This window comes from Azospirillum sp. UENF 112521, from assembly GCF_058780665.1.
On the sequence record NZ_JBSNCI010000007.1, the window covers coordinates 367,595 to 394,249 of the forward strand.

At 68.8% G+C, this 26,655-nt stretch carries 21 protein-coding genes; 15 read left to right on the forward strand and 6 right to left on the reverse strand.

Annotated features, from left to right (window positions below; all coding sequences use genetic code 11):
* Positions 1-20: 20 nt before the first annotated feature.
* The 5 genes from ACWPN8_RS30405 to ACWPN8_RS30425 form a co-directional block, all read right to left on the reverse strand.
* Positions 21-1,475 (reverse strand): aldehyde dehydrogenase family protein, encoded by a 1,455-nt coding sequence (locus ACWPN8_RS30405; RefSeq protein ID WP_109446713.1) that lies wholly within the window; start codon positions 1,473-1,475, stop codon positions 21-23.
* A 67-nt stretch (positions 1,476-1,542) separates the two neighbouring features.
* Positions 1,543-2,526, reverse strand: a complete 984-nt coding sequence (locus ACWPN8_RS30410) for a ketopantoate reductase family protein (RefSeq protein ID WP_492243480.1) — start codon at positions 2,524-2,526, stop codon at positions 1,543-1,545.
* Between the two features lie 19 nt (positions 2,527-2,545).
* Positions 2,546-4,336: a TRAP transporter large permease gene (locus ACWPN8_RS30415; protein ID WP_492243499.1), complete on the reverse strand. Its 1,791-nt coding sequence runs from the start codon at positions 4,334-4,336 to the stop codon at positions 2,546-2,548.
* 169 nt (positions 4,337-4,505) lie between these two features.
* Complete coding sequence (locus ACWPN8_RS30420; protein ID WP_492243481.1) at positions 4,506-5,153, reverse strand: TRAP transporter small permease subunit; 648 nt, start codon at positions 5,151-5,153, stop codon at positions 4,506-4,508.
* 113 nt (positions 5,154-5,266) lie between these two features.
* Positions 5,267-6,352, reverse strand: a complete 1,086-nt coding sequence (locus ACWPN8_RS30425; RefSeq protein ID WP_109047777.1) for a TRAP transporter substrate-binding protein — start codon at positions 6,350-6,352, stop codon at positions 5,267-5,269.
* A gap of 507 nt (positions 6,353-6,859) precedes the next feature.
* Between ACWPN8_RS30425 and ACWPN8_RS30430 the strand changes: the two genes are divergently transcribed.
* The 5 genes from ACWPN8_RS30430 to ACWPN8_RS30450 all read left to right on the forward strand — a co-directional run bounded on the left by ACWPN8_RS30430 (position 6,860) and on the right by ACWPN8_RS30450 (position 14,600).
* Positions 6,860-9,559, forward strand: a complete 2,700-nt coding sequence (locus ACWPN8_RS30430) for a 2-oxoglutarate dehydrogenase E1 component (protein ID WP_492243482.1) — start codon at positions 6,860-6,862, stop codon at positions 9,557-9,559.
* An 80-nt stretch (positions 9,560-9,639) separates the two neighbouring features.
* Positions 9,640-11,343, forward strand: a complete 1,704-nt coding sequence (locus ACWPN8_RS30435; protein WP_492243483.1) for an acyl-CoA dehydrogenase family protein — start codon at positions 9,640-9,642, stop codon at positions 11,341-11,343.
* A gap of 102 nt (positions 11,344-11,445) precedes the next feature.
* Positions 11,446-12,405 carry a LysR family transcriptional regulator gene (locus tag ACWPN8_RS30440; RefSeq protein ID WP_109446725.1) on the forward strand — a complete coding sequence of 320 codons (960 nt, stop codon included), beginning with the start codon at positions 11,446-11,448 and terminating at the stop codon, positions 12,403-12,405.
* A 136-nt stretch (positions 12,406-12,541) separates the two neighbouring features.
* Positions 12,542-13,294 carry a glucose 1-dehydrogenase gene (locus tag ACWPN8_RS30445; RefSeq protein ID WP_109446728.1) on the forward strand — a complete coding sequence of 251 codons (753 nt, stop codon included), beginning with the start codon at positions 12,542-12,544 and terminating at the stop codon, positions 13,292-13,294.
* 100 nt (positions 13,295-13,394) lie between these two features.
* Positions 13,395-14,600 (forward strand): CoA transferase, encoded by a 1,206-nt coding sequence (locus ACWPN8_RS30450; protein WP_492243484.1) that lies wholly within the window; start codon positions 13,395-13,397, stop codon positions 14,598-14,600.
* A 108-nt stretch (positions 14,601-14,708) separates the two neighbouring features.
* On the opposite strand, the gene ACWPN8_RS30455 is transcribed toward ACWPN8_RS30450, so the two are convergent.
* Positions 14,709-15,440 (reverse strand): IclR family transcriptional regulator, encoded by a 732-nt coding sequence (locus tag ACWPN8_RS30455; RefSeq protein ID WP_158285383.1) that lies wholly within the window; start codon positions 15,438-15,440, stop codon positions 14,709-14,711.
* A gap of 193 nt (positions 15,441-15,633) precedes the next feature.
* Between ACWPN8_RS30455 and ACWPN8_RS30460 the strand changes: the two genes are divergently transcribed.
* From ACWPN8_RS30460 to ACWPN8_RS30505, 10 genes are all read left to right on the forward strand, one after another.
* Positions 15,634-17,112, forward strand: coding sequence for an aldehyde dehydrogenase (locus ACWPN8_RS30460; RefSeq protein WP_492243485.1), 1,479 nt, complete (start codon positions 15,634-15,636; stop codon positions 17,110-17,112).
* A gap of 39 nt (positions 17,113-17,151) precedes the next feature.
* A complete protein-coding gene (locus tag ACWPN8_RS30465) occupies positions 17,152-17,991 on the forward strand; it encodes a citryl-CoA lyase (RefSeq protein ID WP_492243486.1) in 840 nt (279 codons plus the stop codon).
* A complete protein-coding gene (locus ACWPN8_RS30470) occupies positions 17,988-19,253 on the forward strand; it encodes a CaiB/BaiF CoA transferase family protein (protein ID WP_492243487.1) in 1,266 nt (421 codons plus the stop codon). Before ACWPN8_RS30465 ends, ACWPN8_RS30470 begins: the two co-directional genes overlap by 4 nt.
* Positions 19,254-19,298: 45 nt before the next feature.
* Positions 19,299-20,807: an FAD-dependent oxidoreductase gene (locus tag ACWPN8_RS30475; RefSeq protein WP_492243488.1), complete on the forward strand. Its 1,509-nt coding sequence runs from the start codon at positions 19,299-19,301 to the stop codon at positions 20,805-20,807.
* 21 nt (positions 20,808-20,828) lie between these two features.
* Positions 20,829-22,058 (forward strand): ABC transporter substrate-binding protein, encoded by a 1,230-nt coding sequence (locus ACWPN8_RS30480; protein ID WP_492243489.1) that lies wholly within the window; start codon positions 20,829-20,831, stop codon positions 22,056-22,058.
* 164 nt (positions 22,059-22,222) lie between these two features.
* On the forward strand, positions 22,223-23,311 hold the full coding sequence (locus tag ACWPN8_RS30485; RefSeq protein ID WP_492243490.1) for a citrate synthase: 1,089 nt from the start codon (positions 22,223-22,225) through the stop codon (positions 23,309-23,311).
* Positions 23,308-24,075 carry an ABC transporter ATP-binding protein gene (locus ACWPN8_RS30490; protein ID WP_492243491.1) on the forward strand — a complete coding sequence of 256 codons (768 nt, stop codon included), beginning with the start codon at positions 23,308-23,310 and terminating at the stop codon, positions 24,073-24,075. Before ACWPN8_RS30485 ends, ACWPN8_RS30490 begins: the two co-directional genes overlap by 4 nt.
* Entirely contained in the window at positions 24,068-24,805 is a 738-nt protein-coding gene (locus ACWPN8_RS30495; protein WP_492243492.1) for an ABC transporter ATP-binding protein, read from the forward strand. The genes ACWPN8_RS30490 and ACWPN8_RS30495 overlap by 8 nt, the downstream gene beginning before the upstream one ends.
* Before the next feature lie 18 nt (positions 24,806-24,823).
* A complete protein-coding gene (locus ACWPN8_RS30500; protein ID WP_492243493.1) occupies positions 24,824-25,711 on the forward strand; it encodes a branched-chain amino acid ABC transporter permease in 888 nt (295 codons plus the stop codon).
* Positions 25,712-25,756: 45 nt separating this feature from the next.
* The coding region (locus ACWPN8_RS30505; protein ID WP_492243500.1) for a branched-chain amino acid ABC transporter permease at positions 25,757-26,655 on the forward strand (899 nt) is incomplete at its 3' end.

Sequence of the window (26,655 nt, forward strand, 5' to 3'; positions counted from 1 at the left end):
CCCTGGGCTACGGGCCTGCGTCACAGCGCGCGGTAGGCCGTCTTGATGATGGTGTAGAATTCGATGGCAGACCGTCCCTGCTCGCGCGGGCCGTAGCTCGACATCTTCCGCCCGCCGAAGGGGACATGGTAGTCGACGCCCGCCGTCGGCAGGTTCAGCATGGTCATGCCGGCCTGGATGTTGGCCTGGAAATGGCGGGCGTGCTTCATCGAATTGGTGATGATCCCCGACGACAGGCCGTAATCGGTGTCGTTGGCGACGGCCAATGCCTCGTCGTAATCCTTGACGCGGATGACGCTGGCGACCGGGCCGAACACCTCCTCACGATTGATGGTCATGGCGTTGCTGGTGTCGGTGAACAAGGCTGGGGCGAGGAAGTACCCGCGCGTCGGCCGCTCCAGCCGCGTGCCGCCGGACGCCAGCCGGGCGCCCTCGCCGAGGCCGGTGTCGATGTAGTGCAGGTTCTTGGTCAGCTGGAACTCGTCGATCACCGGGCCGATCTGGGTCTCCGGCTTCAGGGCATGGCCGACGCGCAGGGCCGCCATCCGCTCGACCATCGCGGCGACGAAGGCGTCGTGGATGCTGTCCTCGACGATGAAGCGGCCGGTGGCGGTGCAGCGCTGGCCGGCATGGAAATAGGCGCTGTTGACGCCGATCTCGGCAGCGCGCTCCGGGTCGGCGTCGCCCAGCACCACCAGCGGGTTCTGCCCGCCCAGTTCGAGCTGGACGCGGATCATCCGCTCGGCGCAGCGCACGGCGATCCGCCGTCCGGTGTTGACGGACCCGGTGAAGGACACCGCGTCCACCGCATCGACCACCGCGGCGCCGACGTTCGGACCGGCGCCGATCACCAGATTGAACAGGCCGGCCGGCATGCCGTGCGCCTCCAGCGCCGCCGCGATGATGCGGGTGACGGCGATGGAGATGCCGGGGGTCTTTTCCGACGGCTTCCAGATCACCGCGTTGCCGAAGGCGAGCGCCGGGGCGATCTTCCACATCGGCGTGGCGACCGGGAAGTTCCAGGGCGTCACCAGGCCGATGACGCCGACCGGCTCACGCGTCACGTCCACCTCGACGCCCGGGCGCACCGAGCCCAGCGTCTCGCCCGGCGCCCGCAAGGCCTCGGCGGAGAAGAAGCGGGCGAGATGGGCGGCGCGGACGATCTCGCCCAGCGCGTCGGGGATGGTCTTGCCGCCCTCGGTGGCGGCGATCCGCGCCAGCTCGTCCTTGCCGTCGAACAGCGCGCGGGAGATGGCGTCGAGCACCAGGGAACGCTGCTCCACCGTCGCGGCGCGCCAGTGCGGCTGGGCGCTGCGGGCGGCGGCCACGGCTTCGGCCACGTCGTCGGCACCGGCCAGCGTGTAGGAGCCGGCCAGCTCGTCCAGGTCCGACGGGTTGAAGATGTCGAGCCGGTCGCGGCCCGGCCGCCAGCTGCCGGCGATGAAGTTGGTGTTTTTACTGTTGTCGGAAGGCATGTCGGGTCTTCTCCGGAAATCCGTTCGATCGAGGGCGGGTGCGGCGGCGCTTGAGTCAGCCTTTTGGTCAGCCGGCGCGGGCCACCCGCTCCTTGAGGACGGTCAGCGCCCACAGCGTTTCGATGGTCGGCACCGGCACATCGCGGCGGCGGGCCAGTTCGAGGACGGCGGTCACGATGGGATCGATCTCCATGCTGCGCCCCGCCTCGAAATCCTGCAGCATCGACGGCTTGTGGCCGGGGACGCCGCTGCCGCGGCCGAGCCGCTCGTCGATGTCGTCGGGCAGGTCGACGCCCCAGGCGCTGGCCACCGCCAGGCATTCGCGCATCAGCCGGCCCTGGACGGCGGCCATGCCGGCGGCCTGCTCCATGGCGCCCATGGTGGCGCCGGTCAGCACGCTGGTCGGGCCGACCGCCATGTTGAGCATCAGCTTGCTCCACAGCGGGACGCGGATGTCGGCGGGCAGCCGGGCGGTGGCGCCGGCGGCGTTGAAGGACTCAGCCAGCGCCTCCAGCTTTTCGGCATGGTCGCCTGGACGCGGCGCCCCGAAGGCCAGCACCGGCATGGCGCTATGGGCGACGACGCCCGGCTCGACGATGCGGGCGGGCAGCACCTCGATCACGCAGGCGGCTATCCGTTCCGGCCCGATGGCCGACCAGACGGCGCCGCCGGGATCGACCACCTCCAGCGGTTCCGGCGTCACGTCGTCCCCGGCGCCGTACAGGTACCACCAGGGCACGCCGTTCTGCGCGGCCACCACCAGCGTCTCCGGACCGCACAACGCTGCGAAGGAGGAGGTAAGCGCCGGCAGCCCGTGCCCCTTGACCGTGACGATCACCATGTCCTGCGGACCCAGATCGGCGGCGTCGTCGCTGGCCAGCGGCCTGCAGCTCAGCGTGCCCTTCGGCGTCTGGACGGTCAGGCCGCGCTCGCGGATCGCCGCCAGATGGGCACCGCGCGCCAGCAGCGACACCTCGTGCCGGCCGGTCGCGGCCAGGTACCCCGCCAGCGCGCCGCCCACGGCGCCGGCCCCTACGACGGCGATGCGCATGTCGTCTTCCCTTCCTGTCTCACTTGAATTCCAGCGGCGGCAGATCGTTGTCCATGCCGCTGCCCAGGCCCTGGAACTGCTCCTCGATCTGCTTGTCGTCCAGTTTGACCGCGGTCGACTTGTAATGCATGACCATCTGCGGGAAGGCGATCACCAGCGCCACCATCACCAGCTGGATGACGACGAAGGGCACGGCTCCCCAGTAGATCTGGCTGGTCAGGACCGGCGCCGTCTCCTTCTTCGTCACGCGGTCGATGTAGGGCAGCTTCGGTGCCACCGAGCGCAGGAAGAACAGCGAGAAGCCGAAGGGCGGGTGCATGAAGCTGGTCTGCATGTTGACCGCCAGGATGATGCCGAACCACACCAGATCGATGCCCAGCCGGTCGGCCGCCGGAGCCAGCAGCGGGATGACGATGAAGGCCAGCTCGAAGAAATCGAGGAAGAAGGCGAGCAGGAACACCATCACGCTGACGGCGATCAGGAAGCCCATCTGGCCGCCCGGCAGGGAGACCATCAGCTCCTCGACCCAGACATGGCCGTTGACGCCGTAGAAGGTCAGCGAGAACACCCGCGCCCCGATCAGGATGAACAGCACGAAGGCCGCCAGCTTGGCCGTCGAGTAGGTCGCCTGACGCACCATGTCGAAGCTCAGCCGCTTCTTCATCGCCGCCAGCGCCAGCGCGCCGACGGCACCCATGGCGCCGCCCTCGGTCGGGGTGGCGAGGCCGATGAAGATGGTGCCGAGCACCAGGAAGATCAGCGCCAGCGGCGGCACCATCACGAAGGTCGCCTGTTCCGCCATACGGGAGATCAGGCGCCGGCCGCTGGCCCGCTCCACCAGCGCCACCGCCAGGGCATAGAGCGCGCCCGCCGCGATGGAATCGCCGAGCAGCGCCAGCGTGGTCGAGCCGTTCAGCGTCAGCCACGCCGCTCCCGCCGTCAGCACCGCCGTGACCGCGGCTTGAAGGACGAGACGCTGCGCGCCGAAGGTCCGGTTGAAGGTGGCGGCCAGGAAGGCCACCGTCACCGCCACCGACAGCAGCAGGACGACATAGTCGGCGCCGGATTTCACCCCGGTCCGTCCCATCACCCAATAGGCGACGGCGCCCGAGAACAGCGCGAGCAGCCCGAGCTGCCAGACGCCGCGTGCGCCGTTGGGCTCGCGGTAGGCGATGGCTTCCGGCGGCAGGCCGGGGGCGGCCTTGGGCCAGATCATCGAGACGACGAAGACGTAGAGGGCGTACAGGCCGGCCAGCAGCAGGCCGGGGATGAAGGCGGCCTCGTACATGTCGCCGACGGAGCGGCCGAGCTGGTCGGCCATGACGATCAGCACCAGCGACGGCGGGATGATCTGGGCCAGCGTGCCGGACGCGGCGATGATGCCCGATGCCAGACGGCGGTCGTAGCCGTAGCGCAGCATGATCGGCAGCGAGATCAGGCCCATGGAGATCACCGAAGCGGCGACCACGCCGGTCGTCGCAGCCAAGAGCGCGCCGACGAAGATGACGGCGTAGGCGAGCCCGCCGCGGATCGAGCCGAACAGTTGCCCGATGGTGTCGAGCAGATCCTCGGCCATGCCGGAGCGTTCCAGCACCAGCCCCATGAAGGTGAAGAAGGGCACGGCCAGCAGCACGTCGTTGTTCATCGTGCCGTAGATGCGTTCCGGCAACGCCTGGAACAGGTCGGGCCGGAACAGGCCCAGCTCGATGCCGATCAGGCCGAAGAGCAGGCCGTTGGCGGCCAGCGCGAAGGCGACCGGATAGCCCAGCAGCAGCATGACCACCAGCACGCCGAACATGATCGGCGCCATGTTGTGGCCGAACCAGCCGCGCCAGCCGTCCTGTTCGGCGAGCGCACCGGCGCCCGGCACCGGAAGCACATAGAGCGCCACGGCCACGGCGGCCAGCAGCAGCAGGGAGATGACGGACAGCCGGACGGTGCGCGGCGACAGGGAGGGGGAGGTCGTGCTCATCGCGCGTCTACCGGCTGGGAAGGGTGTCGGGAGGGGTGGCACGCTCGCGCTCGGCGGCGAGCAGCCGCTCGGCCTCGGCCTCGGCGGCCGCCTGATGGCCTCCGGCCCGCTGGGTCCCGTCCTCCAGATGGCCGGACATGATCGCGGCGCGCTTGACCAGCTCCGACAGGCCCTGGACGAACAGGACGGTGAAGCCCAGCGGAATCAGCAGCTTCGCCGGCCATTGCGGCAGGCCGCCCGCGTTCATCGACTGTTCCTCGATGGCGTAGGAGGCGAGCGCGAAGGGCCAGGAGGTGATCATCATCACGAAGCTGAAGGGCAGCAGGAAGGCGATATGGCCGAACAGGTCGATGCCGTCGCGCGCGCGTTTCGTCAGCATCGCGTTGACGATGTCGATGCGGATGTGCTCGTCCTCCCGCAACGTCCAGGGCGAGCAGAGCAGGAACACCGCGGCGAACAGCACCCATTGCAGTTCCAGCCACGAGTTGGAGCTGACGTCGAACAGCTTGCGGATCACGGCGTTGACCGCCGAAACCAGGATCGCCAGCAGGATCAGCCAGGAGATCGCCTTTCCCAGCCGCGCGGTGACCGCGTCGACCAGCCGGCAGACCCCGACCAGGGCCGTCATCAGGGGGGAGGAGGATGGGCTCGTCATGGAGGCAGAGTCTCCCGGAAGGCCGGTCGCGAACGCTGCGACGACGCCACGGCCGGGAGCGGTCGTGCCGCTGCCCGGTCCATGGCTGGGATATCGCACGGAGAGACGGCGGATCAGCGCCGGGTCAGGCGGAGGGTCGCGCTGTCATAGGCATATTCCGACGCCTGCAGCCAGAGATTCGAATCGTTCTGGAAGCGGCGGTAGCTCTCGTAGAACTTCTTGAAGGCCGGGTTCTTGTCCGACAGCTCGTCGTAAAGCTCCATCGCCGCCTTGTGGCTGGCCTGCAGCACGTCCTGCGGGAAGGCGCGCAGCTTGGCGCCGTTGGCGACCACGCGCTTCAGCGCCGCCGGGTTCAGCACGTCGTAGCGTGCCACGCTGTCGATGTTGGCCAGCGCCGCCGCCGCCGTCAGCGCCGCCTGATAGTGCTTGGGCAGGTCGTTCCAGCGCTTGGTGTTGATGAAGAAATGCTGGAGCGAGGTGCCGTCCCACCAACCCGGATAATAATAGTTGGGCGCGATCTTGTAGAGCCCGAGCTTCTCGTCGTCATAGGGGCCGTTGAACTCGGCGGCGTCGATGGTGCCGCGTTCCAGCGCCGGATAGATGTCGCCGCCGCCGACCTGCTGCGCCACCACGCCGAGCTTGGCCAGGATCTGGCCGCCCAGGCCGGAGATGCGGAACTTCAGCCCCTTCAGATCCTCGACGCTCTTGATCTCGTTGCGGAACCAGCCGCCCATCTGCGCGCCGGTGTTGCCGCCGGCCAGCGCCTTGAGATTGTAGCCGGCGTAGAACTCCTCCAACAGCTTGCCGCCTTCGCCATGGTAGAACCAGGCGTTCTGCTGGCGGGTGTTCAACCCGAAGGGCAGGCAGCAGCCGAAGGCGAAGGCCGGGTCCTTGCCGACATAATAGTAGGACGCGGTGTGGCACATCTCGACCGTGTCGTTGCTGGCGGCGTCCAGTGCCTGGAGCGCCGGCACCACCTCGCCCGCGGCGAAGACCTGGATCTGGAACTTGCCGTCGGTGGCCTCGGCGACGTTCTTCGCCATCACCTCGGCGCTGCCATAGAGCACGTCGATGTTCTTCGGGAAGCTCGACACGCAGCGCCAGCGGATCGTCGGCTCCGACTGCGCGATGGCCGGAGCCGCAAGCGTGGAGGCACCGGCGGCGACGGCGGCACCCTTGAAGAATTGACGGCGCTTCATGCTGTTTTTCCTCCCGAAGTTCTTGTTGTGTGACGGCACGATGAGGGTTGATCGTCCACGACCGCTTGTACCGGCAAGACATCCATTGAACTGCGACAGAGCTGATGGAAGTCATGGTTTGCGTCTTCTGGCGGTGGCGCGACATCTCCTTGCTCGCGGTGTCCTGGGAATTGGCGGCGGCTGGTCCCAGGGATGGCTGTGACTGTCCGGGAATGGACGGGTCGATGTGGTGACCCTGACAGTGGAGCAACCGTCCGCACAGAGGAATGTGTTTCGTGGGCATACCAGCCATAAGCTGGGCAAGCCATCAGCTATACGAACCATTCGGGCCCGGCCCCGCGCGGCCCTGCGAAACCGGGGTGGGTGCTGACGGTTTGCTATGCCCGCAATGAATATCTGTTACAGGCACGCCATGCGCTCCGCGATGCGAGGCTGATCGGTAGTCTGTGGGGAACGGTTCCCAATGCCTCAAACGACGGATGTTCAACCGCATGAACGGTAAGCGCCATGTCTAGGCCGTCCTCTCCGCTCAACGCCGCCGGGGCCGCCTATCTCGAAGCGTTGCAGGAGCGCTTCCGCGACGATCCCGCCTCGGTGGATGTGAGCTGGCGCGCCGTCTTCCAGATCCTGGACGAGCTGGGCGCGGTCGCTCCGGACTTGTCGGCATCGGGTGGGCCGACATCAGGTGAGCCGGCGTCCGAGCCGCGGTCGCTACAGCATGAGGACATCCGCCAGCGCGGCCATGCTGCCGCCGCCCTCGATCCGCTGGGCCGCGCCGCCCCTCCCGCCGGACCGGAGTCCGGGGATGCGGAGACCGCGCGGCTGCGTCGGCTCTATCAGGGCACGCTGACGCTGGAAACCGCCCATATCGACGATCCGGCCCTGCGGTCCTGGCTGCGCGACGCCTATGAGGGGGCCTCTGCCACCCCGCCGGCCGAGGCCCGTCGCCGGGCGCTGTCGCTGCTGAGTGCTGCGGAGGAATTTGAAAGGCTGCTCGGCACCCGCTACCCGACGAAGAAGCGGTTCGGCGCGGAGGGGATGGAGACGCTGATTCCGCTGCTGGACCGCATCCTCGCGGCGGCTGCGGCGGCGGGCGTCACCGAGGTGCAGGTCGGAACCATGCATCGCGGCCGGCTCAGCCTGATGGCCAACGTGCTGGGCAAACCGCTGGTCGAGCTGTTCGCCGGGATCAAGGGCATGCATCCCTTCCAGGCCGACCCGCCGGTCCCCGCCGACGTCCCCTATCACATGGGGGTGGAAAGCAGCCTGTCCTTCGGCGACGGCACGCTGGCGCTGACCCTGTCGCCCAACCCGTCGCATCTGGAGGCGATCAATCCGGTCATTCTGGGCCGGGCGCGGGCGCGTCAGGATCTGGTCCGCGAGCAGGGCGGCGAGGCGCGCCGGGTGCTGTGCGTGATGCTGCACACCGACGCCAGCGTGATCGGACAGGGCAGCGTGACCGAGGCGCTGCAACTGTCCGGCGTCGCCGGCTTCACCGTTGCAGGCACCATCCATGTCATCGTCAACAACCAGATCGGCTTCACCACCGAACGTGACGAGGCGCGGACTTCGCTCCATTGCACCGGGCTGTGGAAAGCGGTGGACAGCCCAATCCTGCACGTCAACGCCGACGATCCGGACGCGGCGCTGCGGGCCGCCGACCTCGCGGTCGCCTTCCGGCAGATGCACGGGCGCGATGCGGTGATCGACCTCGTCGGCTACCGCCGCAACGGTCACAACGAGATCGACGAGCCGCGCTTCACCCAGCCGCTGGACTACGCGGCGATCGACGCCCATCCGCCCGTCCGCGCGCTCTATGCCAAGCGGCTGGCCGCCGACGGAGCGGTCGGGGAGGGCGCCGCCGACGCGCTCGCCGCCGGTCACAAGGCCCGCTTCCAGGAGGCGTTGGCCGCCGCTGCCGATCACCGGCCGAACCATGACGGCTTCCCCGGCGGACGCTGGGCGCCGTTCGCGTCCGGCGGGTCTGCTGCCGGCGGGTCTGGTGCGGTCGAACCGGACACCGGCATCGGCCCCGATCGGCTGCGGGCTCTGCTGGCGGCACTGGCCGCCATTCCGGATGGCCTGGCCGTCGACCGCAAGGTGGAGCGCGTCATCCGCCGCCGCGCCGAGGAGCCGCTGGACTGGGCGACCGGCGAGGCGCTGGCCTTCGCAACGCTGCTGGCCGATGGGGTGCCGGTGCGGCTGACCGGCCAGGACGTGGTGCGCGGCGCCTTCTCCCACCGGCATTTCGCCCTGACCGATGCCGTCACCGGCAAGCGCCATGTCAGCCTGAACCATCTGGGCGTCGCCCAGGCCCGCTTCGACGTGGTCAACAGCCCGCTGTCGGAATATGCCGTGCTCGGCTTCGAATACGGCTACAGCCTGGAACGGCCCGACGCGCTGGTGATCTGGGAGGCGCAGTTCGGCGATTTCGCCAACGGCGCCCAGATTCTGATCGACCAGTTCATCGTCAGCGCGGAGGACAAGTGGCGCCAGCCCTCCGGCCTCGTCCTCCTGCTGCCGCACGGGCTGGAAGGGCAGGGGCCGGAACATTCCTCCGCCCGGCCGGAGCGCTTCCTCCAGATGGCGGCGCGCGACAACATCCGCATCGCGCATCCGTCCACCCCGGCGAACTATTTCCACCTGCTGCGCCGTCAGATGCTGCGGCGCGACCGCAAGCCGCTGGTGGTGTTGAGCCCGAAGACCCTGCTGCGCCTGCCGGCGGCGGTGTCGGCACTGGCCGATTTCGCACCCGGCACCGGATTCCTGCCGGTCGTCGTCACCGCCGGCGAGCGCGCCACCCGTATCCTGCTGTGCAGCGGCAAGCTGGCTTACGAGCTGGAGCGGGAGCGGGCCGCTCTGGACGCGGGGGATGTGGCGGTGGTGCGGCTGGAGATGCTGTATCCCCTGCCCGCGGCCGAACTGTCGGCCCTGTTCCGCCGTTGGCCGGACGCCTCCTGCGTTTGGGTGCAGGAGGAACCGGAGAACCTGGGCGCCTGGACCTATCTCGACCGCCGGCTGGAGGCCTTGCGGGCAGCGGCCGGCTGCGCCGAGCCGCGCGTCGCCTGCGTGGCCCGTGCCGAAGCGGCCTCTCCCGCCGGCAGCTTCCACGGCGACCATGAGGCCGACCAGCGCCGGCTGGTCGAGCAGGCCTTCGCCGGGCTCGCCGCAGCCCTGCCGTCCCGAGGGAAAGCGGCGGCGGAGTGACGGGCCGTCCGTCCGCATCGACGGATGGACCCGACAGCGAACACCAAACACAGTATAACGAGCACTGGGGAAACGCGCCGATGTCTTCCAGCTTGAGCACCGCCAGCCCGTCCGAAGCCTCTCCGCTTCTGCTCCCCGATCTGTTGCAGGCCACGGCCACGGCACTCGATGCGGTGGCGCATCTGGCCGAGGCGGCGGAGCGCGGCGTCGCGGCACTGGTGGCGCCGGATGGGCGCGTCGATGCGGCGCTGCTCGACCGCCATCAGGTGGCGGCGCATGGCTTCGCCTGGGTCGCGACCTATGCCGCGGCATTGCGCCAGATGCGGGGCTGGGCGGAACGGCTGGACCATGCCGGCCGGCTGGGCGAACTGGAAGCGGCCATGCTCCAGGCGGCGTTCGGCGAGTATCTGGCCCAGCTCGACGGCGGTCTGGCGATGAGCCAGGGCGAAATCGTCCGTCCGGCCGATTTCGGGCTGGGCGAGGCGGAGCGGGACGCCTTCCGCACCGAGGCGGTGCGCCGGCTGATCGCCGCCGGCAACGCCTCCGGCCTGCGGCTGCGCATCGCCGAACTGCTGACCGATGCGCTGCATGGCGGCGGCTTCGGCGACATGGCGCTGGAGGACGAGGCGCTGGACATGGTCCGCGACCAGTTCCGCCGCTTCGTCGCCGACGCGGTGGAGCCGCATGCCCATGACTGGCATCTGAAGGACGAGCTGATCCCGCTTCCCGTCGTCGAGCGGATGGCGGACATGGGGGTGTTCGGCCTGACCGTGCCGGAGGAGGACGGCGGGCTCGGCATGGGCAAGCTCGCCATGTGCGTGGTGACGGAGGAACTGTCGCGCGGCTACATCGGCGTCGGCTCCCTCGGCACCCGTGCGGAGATCGCGGCCGAACTGATCCGCATGGGCGGCACCGCCGAACAGCGGGCGCGCTGGCTGCCGCGCATCGCGTCGGGCGAGATCCTGCCGACCGCCGTCTTCACCGAGCCCAACACCGGGTCCGACCTGGGCAGCCTGCGCACCCGCGCGGTGCCGGACGGCGACCTCTATCGCGTCACCGGGGCGAAGACCTGGATCACCCATGGCAGCCGGTCGGACCTGATGACGCTGCTGGTGCGCACCGATCCGGACGCCCCCGGCTATCGCGGCCTGTCGATGCTGCTGGCCGAGAAGCCGCGCGGCACCGAGGCGGACCCCTTCCCGGCCGAGGGGATGAGCGGCGGCGAGATCCCGGTGCTGGGCTATCGCGGCATGAAGGAATACGAAATCGGCTTCGACGGCTTCGCCGTCCCCCGCGAAAACCTGCTGGGCGGCGTCGAGGGCCAGGGCTTCAAGCAGTTGATGGCGACCTTCGAATCCGCCCGCGTGCAGACCGCCGCCCGCGCCGTCGGCGTGGCGCAGAACGCTATGGAGCTCGGCCTGCGCTATGCCCAGGAGCGCGTCCAGTTCGGCCGTCCGCTCGCCGCCTTCCCGCGCGTCGCCGGCAAGCTGGCCTGGATGGCGGTTGAAACGATGATCGCCCGCCAGCTGACCTATTTCGCGGCGCGGGAGAAGGACAGCGACCGCCGCTGCGACATCGAGGCCGGCATGGCGAAGCTGCTGGCCGCGCGCGTCGCCTGGTCGAACGCCGACAACTCGGTGCAGATCCATGGCGGCAACGGCTACGCCGTCGAATATCCGGTCAGCCGGGTGCTGTGCGACGCCCGTATCCTGAACATCTTTGAAGGGGCGGCGGAAATCCAGGCCCAGGTCGTCGCCCGCGGTCTGCTGTCGCGCCGCAATTGAGGGGTGCCGGGCGGGCGGAACTGACCTGTCGCGACCACGCTTGTATCATACCGGCGTATTCGCTATCCGACGGGGAGGACTGAAAGGACAAGGCCGCCCGCGATGGAACTTCTGGAACTGCGCTATTTCGTTCAGGTGGCCGACCTTGGCAGCTTCTCCAAGGCCTCGGTCAAGCTGGGCATCACGCAGCCGGCGCTGAGCCGGCAGGTCCAGAAGCTGGAGCACGAGCTGCGCACCAGCCTGTTCTACCGTCACGGCCGCGGCGTCTCGCTGACCCAGCAGGGGCGCAAGCTCTACGACGTGGTGCGTCACCTGCTGGGCGCGCTCAGCGAGATCAAGGAGGAGATCCAGGACCAGTCGGAGCGGCTGACCGGGACCGTCACGCTGGGGCTGCCGCCCTCGATCTGCGCCACGCTGGGCGCTCCGCTGGCCCGCCGCTTCCACGAGAACTATCCCGACGCGACCCTGCGCATCCACGAGGTGTTCAGCGGCACGCTGCTGGAATGGGTGGAAGGCGGGCGGCTGGACCTCGCCGTCCTCTACGATGCGCGGCGCGGACGCAGCATGCTGTCGTCTCCCCTGCTGGTGGAAAGTCTGCAGCTGGTCCAATCGGCCAAGGACGCGGCGGCCGGCGACGACGGGCCGGTCGGGGTCGAGATGCTGGCCGACCTGCATTTCGTGCTGCCCGGCCTGGAAAACGGCCTGCGCCGGGTGGTGGATGCCGCAGTGCGCCGGGCCGACATCGATCTGCAGGTCGATATGGAGATCGACTCCGTCACCGCCATCAAGCAGCTGGTGGAGGAGGGAATGGGATCGACCATCCTTCCCTTCGGCGCCGTCCACCGCGAGGTGCGCCAGGGCCGGCTGATCGCGCGCGAGATCACGTCGAAGGACATGCACGCCATGCTGGTCACGGCGACGCCGCTGCATCAGCCGGTGTCGAAGGCGACCCGTGCCCTGCTGCGGCTGATCCATGTCGAAGTCGTCAAATGCGTCGCCAACGGCGTGCTGAAGGGCAAGGTCGTCGCGCCCGGCAGCGCCGGGGAGGACAGCGCGCTGTGACGAACCCCGGGGCCGTTTTCTCCCCGGTTATGCTTTGACAGCTGATAGCAGTTATGACGGATGGTCCATAGCACGGCCGGTTCAGCGCGGATAGCCTCCCCCATCACCACATAATTCCCTGGGGAAGGAACCGAGAATGACGAAGCGCCTGGACGGCAAGGTTGCCCTGATCACCGGGGCGGCGCAGGGCCTGGGCCTTGCGATGGCCGAAACCTTCGTGCGCGAGGGCGCCCGCGTGGCGGTCGTCGACATCAACGGCGACGCCGCCGCCGCGGTGGCGGAGCAGCTGGGCGAAGCCGCCATCGGCATCAAAGCCAACGTCACCAAAACCGCCGATGTCGAGATGACCATCGCCGCGACGGTCGAGAAATTCGGGCGCCTCGACATCCTGGTGAACAACGCCGGCTCCACCCACGCCAACGGTCCGTTCGAGACCGTGACCGAAGAGGAGTTCGACCGCGTCTTCGCCTTGAACGTCAAGTCGATCTACCTCTATTCCAAGGCGGTGGTCGCGACGATGCGGGCGCAGAAGTCCGGCGTGATCCTCAATCTCGGCTCCACCGCCGGGCTGCGCCCGCGTCCGGGCCTGGTCTGGTACAACGCCACGAAGGGCGCGGTGCACAACATCACCCAGTCGCTGGCGCTGGAACTGGCGCCCGACAACATCCGCGTCTGCGCGCTGGCTCCGGTGGCCACCGAAACGCCGCTGCTCGCCACCTTCATGGGCGGCGACACCCCGGAGAAGCGGGCGCGCATGCTGGGCATCGTTCCGCTCGGCCGCCTGGGCCAGCCCTCCGATGTCGCCAACGCCGCGCTGTATCTCGCCTCCGACGAGGCGGCCTTCATCACCGGCGTGGTGCTGGAGGTCGACGGCGGCCGCTGCGTCTGAGGACGGGCCGTGCAAGGCCGGGGTGCGTCCGCGCTCCGGCCTGACCCGACCCGACCGGCTCCCGCCCCCCTGCATCCACCCCGAGCGGAATCCCTCCCCCATGTCCTCGCTCCTTTCCGATCTGCGCATCGTCGAAGTCTCGGCCTTCGTCGCGGCTCCGTTGGGCGGCATGACCCTGGCCCAGCTGGGTGCGGAGGTGATCCGCATCGACCCCATCGGCGGCAACATCGACTACCGCCGCTGGCCGCTAGCGCCCAACGGCACCAGCCTCTATTGGACGGCGCTGAACAAGGCAAAGCGGTCGGTCACCCTGGCGCTCGACAAGCCGGAGGGGCGGGAGATCGCCCAGGCGATCATCACCGCGTCGGGCGAGGATGCCGGCTTTCTGCTGACCAACCTGCCGGCCAGCGGCTGGATGGGCTACGAGGCGCTGTCCGCCAGGCGCGACGACCTGATCATGCTGCGGCTGACCGGCAACCCGGACGGATCGGCGGCGGTGGATTACACCGTCAACTGCGCCGGCGGATTCCCGATGGCGACCGGCAGGGGAGGGGAACCGGTGAACCATGTCCTGCCGGCCTGGGACGTGGCGGCCGGCCTCTATCTCGCCACCGGGCTGCTGGCGGCGGACCGGCAGCGGCGCCGCACAGGCCGGGGGCAGGAGGTGACGGTGGCGCTGGCCGACGTGATGCTGGCGACAATCGGCAATCTCGGCTACCTCGCCGACGTGCGGGTGAACGGCGCCGTGCGTCCGCCGATGGGCAACGACCTGTATGGCGCCTATGGCCGCGACTTTCCCACCGCCGATGGGCGGCGCGCGATGGTCGTCGCCATTTCAAACCGCCAGTGGAAGGCGCTCGGCAAGGCGACCGGGCTGGCCGACCGGCTGGCGATGATCGGCCCGCTGATGGGCGTGGACATGGACGACGAAGGCGGGCGCTTCCAGGCCCGCGACGCGATCTCTGCCGTGCTCGCTCCCTGGTTCGCCGCGCGCACGCTGTCGCAGGTGGAGGGCGCGTTCGCCGGCTCGGGCGTGCTGTGGGGCCCCTATCGCGATTTCGGCCAGCTCGTCGCCGAGGACGTGCGCTGCTCCACCGCCAACCCGCTTTTCCGCGAAATCGACCAGCCCGGCGTCGGGCCGCTGCTGGTTCCCGGCTCGCCGCTCGGCTTTCCCGGCCTGGGCGAGCGCACCGACCATCGCCCGGCCCCCAGTCTGGGGCAGGACACCGACGCGGTGCTGGCCGATCTGCTGGGGCTGCCGTCCACGGAGATCGGCCGCCTTCACGATGCCGGCATCGTCGGATAGGGCAGATAAGGCGAACTTACGCGGGGGGCGAAGGCGGACTCCGCGCCATGCAGGTTGCAGGCGCCGGGCCCATGGTCTCACCGTTTGGTCGGTTTGGGCTGCCGTCGCCTATGCACAAGGCGACGGCTGATCCGGGTAATGTCCGCCCAGCGTCTCCGACAGGCGGCTGCCGGCAGCCAGCAGCAGGGGCGCCATCACCGCGACCCGCTCCCCGGTGAAGCGGGTCAGCGGTCCCGACAGGGTCAATGCGCCGATCAGCCCGTCCCGTTGTGAAAAGACCGGCACGGCGGCGGCCCCGGTCTCGGACTCGCGCTCGCCGAAGGAGAGCAGGGGCAAGGCGGCAAAGTCGGCCGCCGATCCCTGCCCGGCGAAGCGGGTGAGCACATGGCCGGCGGCCCCCCGGTCCAGAGGCAGGCGGTCGCCTTCATGGACATGGTCGCGGATCGCCTGCGTCGAATCCTCGCGGAAGGCGCAGATGCGCCACGCCCCTTCGCGCCGGAAGAAGGAAGCGCTTTCCCCGGTTTCCCGCATCAGCTGGCGCAGCACCGGCCGCACATGGTCCTCCAGCCGTAGCGAGCGCTGGTAGAGCCCCCCCAGCCGCATCAGCTCCGGGCCGAGCCGGTAGGACTTGTCCTGGTGGCGGACGAGATAGCCGGCCTTCTCCAGCGACACGGTCAGCCGCAGGATGGTGCTCTTGTAGAGCCCGGTCCGCGCCGCGATCTCCGTCAGGCTCAACGCATGATCGCCCGCCTGGAAGCAGCCGACGATGCTCAATGCCCGGTCGACGGACTCCACCCCCCCGGCGGAGGCGGTGGTGGTGGTCGGCTTCGCATCGGTCATGTCGCACCCTTCATTGGCGGCCTCGGCGCGCATTCTTCCCCGACACCCCCATCGGCCGTCAAGGACGGCCCGAACAAGTCCCGGCCGCGAGAAAAGTGCGGGGGCAAATGGTTCAGGCTTGACGCAATTTGCCCTCATATGTTCTCTTAGATGAAACACGGTTCTATCTAACAGAACTTTTGCGAGGCGAAGGGTGGAACGCTACAAGCTGTTCATCGATGGGGACTGGTGCGATCCGGTTTCCAACGCGTGGTTCGAGACGACGGAGCCCTTTTCGGGGCGGGCCTGGGCGGAGATCCCGCGCGGCACGCAGGCCGATGCGGACCGCGCGGTTGAGGCCGCGCACCGCGCCTTCCTGTCGCCGGACTGGGCCGGGCTGACCGCGACCCAGCGTGGCGCGCTGCTGCGCCGGCTGGCCGGGCTGATCGAGGACAATGTCGACCGGCTGGGCGCCATCGAGCAGCGCGACAACGGCAAGCTGATGGCCGAGGTCAGCGGGCAGGTGCGGAACGTCGCCCAATGGTTCCATTACTATGCCGGGCTGGCCGACAAGGTTCAGGGCGCCGTCGTGCCGATCAACAAGGCCGATGTCTTCAACTATGTGAAGTACGAGCCGCTCGGCGTCGTCGTTGCCATCACGCCGTGGAATTCGCCGCTGGCGCTGACCACCTGGAAGATGGCTCCGGCGCTGGCGGCCGGGAACACCCTCGTCATCAAGCCGTCGGAATACACCTCCGCCTCCATCCTGGAGCTGGCGAAGCTGGCGCATGAGGCGGGGTTCCCGCGCGGCGTCGTCAACGTCGTCACCGGCTTCGGCGGGGAAGTGGGCGAGCCGCTGGTGCGCCATCCCCTGACCGCCAAGATCGCCTTCACCGGCGGCGACATCGGCGGCCAGCGCGTCAACGAGGCCGCGGCGCCGGGCCTGAAGAAGGTGACGCTGGAGTTGGGCGGCAAGTCGCCGAACATCGTCTTCGACGATGCCGACCTCGACCAGGCGGTGAAGGGCGCCATTTCCGGCGTGTTCGGCGCCTCGGGACAGACCTGCATGGCCGGTTCGCGCCTGCTGGTCCAGAGATCCATCCACGACGCCTTCGTGGGCAAGCTGGTCGCGGCGGCGGGCGAGGCGCGCATCGGCGACCCGTCCAGGATGGACACGCAGATCGGCCCCATCGCCACCCGTCCGCAATGGGAGAAGATCCTGCGGATGATCGACATGGCGAAGGACGAGGGCGCGGTCTGCGCGCTCGGCGGCCATGCCCTGTCGGGGCCGGACTACGGCCAGGGGCAGTTCGTGGCGCCGACCATCTTTACCCAGGTGCGCAACGACATGCGCATCGCCCAGGAGGAGGTGTTCGGCCCTGTCCTCTGCGTCATCCCCTTCGAGGACGAGGACGATGCGTTGCGCATCGCCAACGACGTCGAGTTCGGCCTGGCGGCCGGCGTGTGGACCCGCGACCTGCACCGCGCGATGTACTGCGTCGACCGGCTGCGCGCCGGAACGGTGTGGGTGAACAACTACCGCTCGACCAGCTTCACCACGCCCTTCGGCGGCTACAAGCGCTCCGGCCTCGGCCGCGAGGGGGGCGTGGAGGCGATCAAGGAATATCTCCAGACCAAGTCCGTCTGGATCACCACGAAACCCAACCGCGCCAACCCCTTCGTGCTCGGCTGAGGCCGGGCCGACGGGGGGAAGTCCTCCGGGAGCGTTCCCATGTCTGAAGCGACCATCGACAGCGCCACCGGCTGGTGGCGGACGTCGATCATCGACATCCATCCGGGTTCGATCCGGGTGCGCGGCTATGCCATAGAGGAGCTGATCGGTACGATCGGCTTCCCCGACATGATCTGGCTGATGCTGCGCGGCGAATTGCCGACACCGGCGCAAGGCCGGTTGCTGGGGGCCGCGCTGGTGGCGGCGGTGGATCACGGGCCGCAGGCGCCGTCCATCGCCACCGCCCGCATGGCCGCCACCTGCGGGGTCGGGCTGAACAACGCCATGGCGTCCGGCATCAACGCGCTGGGCGATGTCCATGGCGGTGCCGGCCAGCAGTGCATGGACCTCTACGCCGCAGTCGCCGCCCGCATGACCGAAGGCATGTCCGTGGCGGGGGCGGCGGAGAGCGAGATCGCCGCCCGGCTGGAGCGGCGCGAGCATATCCCCGGCTTCGGCCACCGCTTCCATCCCGTCGATCCGCGCGCCGGCCGTCTGCTGGCCCTGGTGGAGGCGGCGACGGGGGAGGGCGCCGTGACGGGGGAGGCCGCCGCCATCGGCCGTGCGGTGGAGGATGCGCTGGCCGCGCGCAAGGGCAAGCGGCTTCCGATGAACATCGACGGCGCCACCGCCGTGGTGTTCGCCGAACTCGGCTTCCCGTCCGGGCTCGGGCGCGGGCTGTTCGTGCTGTCGCGCTCGGTCGGCATCCTGGCCCACGCCTGGGAGCAGTCCCAGCAGGGCGGCCGCATCAAGGGACCGATGCCGCCGTCCATCCCCTACCGCTATGACGGGGCGTCGCCCCGTCCGGTTTCAGAAGAGATTCCGGGAGACGGAGCATGACCGACCGATCCCCCGCCGAAGCCCCTGGCAAACCGCTTCCTTTGGCCGGCGTCAAGGTCGTCGATTTCGGCCATACGGTGATGGGGCCGTCCTGCGCCATGATCCTCGCCGACCTCGGCGCCGACGTGGTGAAGGTTGAACCGGTGCCCAACGGCGAGCCGACCCGCCATCTGAAGGGCTTCGGCACCGGCTATTTCGGCTATTTCAACCGCAACAAGCGCTCCATCGCCGTCGATCTGAAGACGCCGGAGGGCCGCGACATCGCCCATCGTCTCGTTGCCGAGGCCGACGTGCTGGTGGAGAATTTCGCCCCCGGCACGATGGAGCGGCTGGGGCTGGGCGCCGACGCGCTGGCCCGCGTCAACCCGCGCCTGATCTATGCCAGCCTGAAGGGGTTCCTCGACGGCCCCTATGCCAACCGCCTCGCGCTCGACGAGGTGGTGCAGATGATGACCGGGCTCGCCTACATGACCGGGCCGAGCGGCCGGCCGTTGCGCGCCGGCACCTCGGTCGTGGACATCACCGGCGGCATGTTCGCCGTCATCGCCATCCTGGTGGCGCTGCGCGAGCGGGAACGGATCGGCAAGGGCCAGACCATCGAGACCGCCCTGTTTGAAACAACGGTGTTCCTGATGGGGCAGCATCTCTGCTACGCCGCCCAGGCGGACGGGCCGATCCCGCCGATGCCGGAGCGCGTGTCGGCCTGGGCGGTCTACGAGACCTTCCGCACCGCCGACGGGCGGCCGATCTTCGTCGGCATCACCACCGACAGCCATTGGGAGCGCTTCTGCGCCGTCATCGACCGGCCGGACCTGCGCGACGATCCCGGGTTCCGCACCAACAACGACCGCATCGCCGCCCGGCCGCGTCTGCTGCCGCTGCTGACGGCGCTGTTCGGCAGCCTGTCGATGGAGGAGGCGGTGTCGGTGTGCGAGCGCGCCCGCATTCCCTTCGCGCCCATCGCCCGGCCGGAGGATTCTGTTCGAGGATCCGCATCTGCGGGCCACCGGCGGGCTGATGCCGACCACCCTGCCGAACGGGGTGCGGACCGCCCTGCCGCGGCTGCCGATCCAGGTGGCGGACACCGATCTCACGATCCGCCGCGACCCGCCGCGCGTCGGACAGGACACCTGCGCGGTGCTGGCCGAACTCGGCTACGGCCAAGCGGCGATCGAACAGCTGACGGGGGCCGGAATCGTCGTGGCCGACAGCGAGCCCGACGGCAACCGGCAGCGCCTTGCCGGATGATGTGGGCGGGATGATGCCGGACAGGTCTGGAGACGAAAGAAATGACGGAGGAAACACGGATGTCTGAGCACCCCATTAGCGATCTGGCCATCAGCGATCTGGTCATCGTCGGCTGCGGCATCGCCGGGCTTTCGGCGGCGGTGACGGCGCTGCAGGCCGGCCTGTCGGTCACCCTGCTGGAGCGGGCGCCCGAGGAGGATTTCGGCGGCAATTCGCGCTGGACCGAAGCCTATATGCGGATGAAGAACGATTCCGAGATCTCCGACGATTTCGAGGAGCATTTCGCCGCCAATGCCGGGCTGAACATCGACCCCAACGTGCTGGCCGCCGCCGCCGAACCGTACGAGCATTGGCCGGACTATGTGAAGGCCCACCCCTTCCCCGATCCGGAAGTGATCTCCCGCTTCGCCGAGCGGGTGCCGCCGACCATCGCCTGGCTGAAGGGCTTCGGCCTGCGGTTCGAGCCGCAACCGATCTATCTGCTGACCCAGAACACCCAGCGCATCGCCGCGCAGGGCGGCGGCCTCGCCCTGATCGAACGGTTGATGGCGGAGGCGAAGGCGCTGGGCGCCCGCGTGCTCTACCGCACCACGGCGCTCGACCTGCTGCGCGACGACCGGGGCCGCATCGGCGGCGTTTACGCCACTGGGACGGACGGGCTGCGCGTCGCCATCCGCGGCCGGTCGACCATCCTGGCGTCGGGCGGCTATCAGGGCAACCCGGAGATGATGACCCGCTACATGGGCCAGCGCGCCAAGCATGTGCGGCCGGTGGCGCGCGGCGGCTACTACAACCGCGGCGAGGGCATCCGCATGGCGCTCGACGCCGGGGCGGCGGCGGCCGGCGACTTCGGCTCCTACCATGCCGAACCGGTCGACCCGCGCTCCCGCCAGCCGGAAGCGGTGATCTTCATCTGGCCCTATGGCGTGCTGGTCAACAAGCACGGCGAACGCTTCCTCGACGAGGCTCCGGGCACCGCCGACGCCACCTACGACGCCATCACCCGCATCGTCGCCGATCAGCCCGACGGGATCGCCTATGTGCTGTTCGACGATCAGGTGGAGGACATTCCGCGCTGGCGCACCAGCATCCGCAGCGACGTGCCGGCCATCGAGGCGCCGACGCTGGAAGCCCTGGTCGAAAAGCTGGGCCTGCCGCCGGACGCCACGCTGGCGACGGTCGCCGCCTACAACGCCGCCTGTCCCGCCGATGCCACCCGCTTCGACCCGACGCGGGTGGACGGTCTGGCGACCACCGGGCTGAGCCCGGCCAAGACCAACTGGGCGCGCCCGCTGACCAAGGGGCCGTTCCGCGCCTTCCCCATCGTCTCGGCCAACTGCTTCACCTTCGGCGGATTGAAGGTGGATGCCGATGCCCGCGTGCTGGACGGCAATGGCCGGCCGATGCCGGGACTCTATGCGGCGGGCGAGACGGTCGGCCTCTATCACCAAGTCTACACCGGCTCGACCTCGGTCCTGCGCGGCGCGGTGTTCGGCCGGCTGGCCGCCCAGCATGCGGCGGCCTCCAGCGACGCCGTTCTGACCGTCCGGAAAGCCGGCCATCCATAAAAACGCCCTAGGGAGGAACTGATGAACCGTTACGCCGTAACGGCGGCCGTCGCCGCCTGCCTGTTCGCCCACAGCCTGTCCCAACCGGCGCTCGCGCAAAGCGCCGCCTACAGCGACGGCAAGATCAAGATCGGCATCCTGACCGACCTGTCGGGCCAGCTGTCCGACAGCACCGGACAGGGATCGATCACCGCGGCGCAGATGGCGGTGGAGGATTTCGGCGGCGCCGTCAACGGCACGCCCATCGAGCTGATCTTCGCCGACCACCAGAACAAGGCCGATGTCGGCGCCTCGACGGCCCGGCGCTGGTACGACGTCGATCAGGTCGACGCCATCATGGATGTGCCGAACTCCGCCGTGGCGCTGGCGGTGCAGCAGATCACCAAGGAAAAGAACCGCGTCGCCATCTTCTCCTCGCCGGCCAGCTCCGATTTGACCGGCAAGGCCTGTACGCCGAACGGCATCCACTGGACCTACGACACCTACGCGCTGGCCCATGTGACCGGCGAGGCGGTGGTCGCCTCGGGCTTCGACAGCTGGTACTTCCTGACCTCCGACTATGCCTTCGGCCATGCGCTGGAGCGTGACACCGGCGCCGTCGTCGAGAGCCAGAAGGGCAAGGTGGTGGGAAGCGTCCGCATGCCGGCGAACAATGCCGACTTCTCCTCCTTCCTGCTCCAGGCCCAGGCGTCGCCGGCCAAGGTCGTGGCGCTCGCCACCGCCGGGGCCGACACCCAGAACGCCATCAAGCAGGCGGCGGAATTCGGGCTCGGCCAGTCGGGCAAGAACATCGTGGCGCTGCTGCTCGCCATCAGCGAGGTCCACGCGCTGGGCCTGCCGGCGACCCAGGGCATCATGCTGACGACGCCCTTCTACTGGGACATGGACGACCAGACGCGCGCCTTCTCCAAGCGCTTCTTCGAGAAGCGCAAGGCGATGCCGACCTTCTACCAGGCCGGCGTCTACGGGGCGGTCAGCCATTACCTGAAGGCGGTCAAGGCCGCCGGGACCGACGCCGCCCCGACCGTCATGAAGACGATGAAGGAAACGCCGGTGAACGACTTCATGACGAAGAACGGCACCGTGCGCGAGGACGGCCGGGTGCTGCGCGACATGTATCTCTTCCAGGTCAAGACCCCGGCCGACTCCAAGTCGCCCTGGGACTATTACAAGCTGGTCCGCAGCGTTCCCGCCGACCGTGCCTTCCGGCCGCTGTCGGAAAGCGACTGCCCTCTGGTCAAGAAGATGTAGGCGCCGCCCCACCGGGCTTCGCTCGTGGCGGGGCATAACCGTTGGTAATGCCCCGCTTACATATATGAAGTTGAGCCGGAGGGCTGATTGCTTAGGATTCACACCGAATCCGCCGCGGCTCTTCCGGCGGTGGCGTCTCCCACCCCTTACCGGACAGCATGACGATGGAGCGGATATCGGCCGCCGAAACCAGCCTGAGCGGGGGCGATCCCGCGACGGGCGAGATGGTGATGCGTGGGCATCGACTGCCCGATCTGATCGCCCGCCCCTATGAAGAAGTCGTGGCGATCCTGTGGGACGCGGAGCTTCCGGAACAGATGAGCCGGGAGGCTCTGGCTGCGGCGAGATGCGACGCCTTTGCGCGGCTCTCTCCCCGCTTCGTGGCGATGCCGTCCGATCTCAGCGTGATCGAGTGTCAGCGCTTTCTGCTGGCCTCGCTGCCGGGCGCCGCGATGACGCCGCCGATGCTGGTGGCGGGCACCGCCGTTGCCGCCGCTGCGGCCATCCGGCTGGTTCGTGGACAGGCCCCGGTGGCCCCGGACCGTTCCTTGCCGCATGCCGCCGATCTGCTGCGCATGATCCATGATGCCGCCACCGGCGAAGCGGAGACGCGGGCGCTGGACCGTTATCTGGTCGCGATGGTCGATCACGGCGTGAACGCCTCGACCTTCACCGCCCGCGTGGTCGCCTCGACCGGGGGCGGCCTGTCGGCGGCCGCGGTGGCGGCGCTGGGCGCGCTGGAAGGGCCGCTGCATGGCGGCGCGCCGGGGTTGGTCCTCGACATGCTCGACGCCATCGGCGAGGCGGACCATGCGGAAGGCTGGGTGACGGCGGCGCTCGATCGGGGCGAGCGTCTGATGGGCTTCGGGTCGCGGGCCTACCACATCCGCGATCCTCGCGCGGACATCATGAAGGACAGCCTGCTGGCGCTGCAAAAGTCCGGCGCGGGCCGGGCACCGGAGGGACGGCTTGCCTTTGCCGAAGCCGTCGAGCGGACGGTTCTTTCGGTGATGGCGGCGCGCCGTCCCGAGCGGACCCTGCACACCAATGTGGAATTCTACGCCGCCCTGCTGCTGGAAGCGCTCGGTGTGCCGCGTGCCGGCTTCACACCGCTCTTTGCCGCCAGCCGCGCGGCCGGATGGGCGGCGCATGTGCGTGAACAGGAACGGACCGGACGCATGCTGCGACCGTCCTCACGCTATGTCGGCCCGCTGCCGGACGGCCGACCCAAGACCGGAAGAGGACAGGAATGACCACCGACGACATCATCCTGGAAGCGCGTGGTCTGACGAAGGAGTTCAAGGGCTTCGTGGCGGTGAAGGAGGTAAACCTGCAGGTTCGCCGCGGCACCATCCACGCACTGATCGGCCCGAACGGCGCCGGCAAGAGCACGGTGTTCAACCTGCTGACCAAGTTCCTCACCCCCACCCGCGGCCAGATCCTCTACAAGGGCCGCGACATCACCCGCACCAAGCCCGCCGACATCGCACTGATGGGTCTGGTCCGTTCCTTCCAGATCTCGGCCGTCTTCCCGCACCTCAGCGTGCTGGAGAATGTCCGTGTTGCCCTGCAACGGCCGCTCGGCACCAGCTTCCATTTCTGGAAGTCCGAATCGTCGCTCTACGACCTGCACGACCGGGCGCTGGAGCTGATCGAGGCGGTGAACCTCACCCCCTGGGCCGGCCATCTGGCCGCCGAGCTGCCCTATGGCCGCAAGCGCGCCCTGGAGATCGCCACCACGCTCGCGCTCGACCCGGAGGTGATGCTGCTCGACGAGCCGCTGGCCGGCATGGGGCACGAGGACATCGAGGGCACCGCAGCCCTGATCAAGCGCGTCGCCGCCGACCGCACCGTTCTGATGGTGGAGCACAACCTGTCGGTCGTCGCCCACCTGTCGGACACCATCACCGTGCTGCGCCGCGGCGAGATCCTGGCGGAGGGGCCCTACGAGGTCGTCTCGAAGAACCCGCAGGTGATGGAAGCATATATGGGCACGGGGGGGACCGGACATGCCTGACGGGATGCAGACCAAGACCGCCCAAGTGGGAACGGCGATGCTGGAGATCGCCGACCTGCACGGCTTCTACGGCGAGAGCCATGTGCTGCACGGCGTCAGCCTGGAGGTGCGGCAAGGCGAGGTGGTGACGCTGCTGGGCCGCAACGGCGCCGGCAAGACCTCGACCATGCGCGCCATCATGGGCATCATGGGCAAGCGCACCGGCTCGATCCGCTTCCAGGGCACCGAGCTGATCGGCATGGCCCAGCACAAAATCCCCCGCCTCGGCATCGGCTATGTGCCGGAGGAGCGCGGCATCTTCTCCTCGCTCAGCGTGGACGAGAACCTGACGCTGCCGCCGGTGGTCAAGGAGGGCGGGATGACCGTCCCGCAGATCCACGAGCTGTTCCCCAACCTGAAGGGCCGCGGCTCGACCCAGGGCACGCGGCTTTCGGGCGGCGAGCAGCAGATGCTGGCGATCGCCCGCATCCTGCGCACCGGCGCCACCCTGATCCTGCTGGACGAGCCGACCGAGGGCTTGGCCCCGGTCATCATCGAGCAGATCGGCGTGGCGGTGCGGGCGCTCAAGGCACGCGGTTTCACCATCGTGCTGGTCGAGCAGAACTTCCGCTTCGCCGCCACCATCGCCGACCGCCATTACGTGATGGAGGAAGGCCATGTGGTCGACATGATCCCCAACGACCAGCTCCACGCCAACATGGACAAGCTGCACACCTATCTCGGCGTGTGAGCGGGAGAGGACCGTCCGATGTCGCACCTGTTCGGCATTCCGCCGCAAGCCCTGTTCGGCCAGCTCCTGCTCGGCCTGATCAACGGCTCCTTCTATGCGCTGCTCAGCCTGGGGCTGGCGGTGATCTTCGGCATGCTCAACGTCGTCAACATGGCGCATGGCGCGCTCTACATGGTCGGCGCCTTCGTGGCGTGGCTGCTGCTGAGCTATGCCGGCGTCGGCTATTGGGGGGCGCTGGTGCTGGCGCCGCTGGCGGTCGGCGCCGTCGGGCTGGTGCTGGAGCGCACCATGCTGCGCCGGCTCTACAAGGTCGACCATCTCTATGGGCTGCTGCTGACCTTCGGGCTGGCGCTGATCTTCGAGGGCGCCTTCCGCCACCAGTATGGCGTGTCGGGCCAGCCCTACCCGATCCCCGACCTGCTGAAGGGCGGCACCAACCTGGGCTTCATGTATCTGCCGACCTACCGCGGCTGGGTGGTGGTGGCCTCGCTTCTGGTGTGTCTCGGCACCTGGTTCGCCATCGAGCGGACCAAGCTCGGCGCCTATCTGCGGGCGGCGACGGAGAACCCGACGCTGGTGCAGGCCTTCGGCATCAATGTGCCGGTGATGGTGTCGCTGACCTACGGCTTCGGCGTGGCGCTGGCCGGTCTGGCCGGCGTGCTGGCCGCACCCATCTATCAGGTGTCGCCGCTGATGGGGTCGAACCTGATCATCGTGGTGTTCGCGGTGGTGGTGATCGGCGGCATGGGCTCGATCCTCGGCGCCATCGTCACCGGGCTGGGCCTGGGACTGCTGGAGGGGCTGACCAAGGTGGTCTACCCCGAGGCCTCCAACATCGTCGTGTTCGTCATCATGGCCGTGGTGCTGATGGTGAAGCCGGCCGGTCTGTTCGGACGGGAGAGATAAGCCATGACCATGCAAACCAGGGACACACTGCACGAAGGTATCGTCATGTATGGCGGCTCGCCGAAGATCCTGCTGGCCGGGGCCGGGCTGCTGCTGGCAGTCCTGGCGCCCTATGCGCTCTATCCCGTCTTCCTGATGAAGGTGCTGTGCTTCGCGCTGTTCGCCTGCGCCTTCAACCTGCTGATCGGCTTCGCCGGCCTGCTCAGCTTCGGCCATGCCGCCTTCTTCGGCGGTGCGGCCTACATCGCCGCCCACACGGTGAAGGTCTGGGGCTGGGCGCCGGAGTTCGGGCTGATCGCCGCCACCGCGGTCGCAGGCCTGATGGGGTTGGTCTTCGGCCTGATCGCCATCCGCCGCCAGGGCATCTATTTCGCCATGATCACGCTGGCGCTGAGCCAGATGGTGTTCTTCCTGGCGCTCCAGCTTCCCTTCACCCACGGCGAGGACGGCATCCAGGGCGTGCCGCGCGGCACCCTGTTCGGGCTGTTCGACCTCGGCCAGCCGTTGACCATGTACTACACCGTGCTGGCGATCTTCGTCGCCGGCTTCGCCCTGATCTGGCGCACGGTGCATTCGCCCTTCGGCCAGGTGCTGAAGGCGATCCGCGAGAACGAGCCGCGGGCGGTGTCGCTCGGCTACCGCACCGACCGCTACAAGCTGGTGGCCTTCGTGCTGTCGGCCTCGCTGGCAGGGCTTGCCGGCGGCACCAAGGCGCTGGTGTTCCAGCTCGCCAGCCTGACCGACGTGACGTGGCAGATGTCGGGCGAGGTGGTGCTGATGACGCTGCTGGGCGGCATGGGCACCTTGTTCGGGCCGGTGGTCGGTGCCGGGCTGGTGGTGACGCTGGAAAGCTACCTCGCCTCCACCAGCCTGCCGGTGCCGGTGGTGATCGGCTGCATCTTCGTCGTCTGCGTGCTGGTCTTCCGCCGCGGCATCGTCGGCGA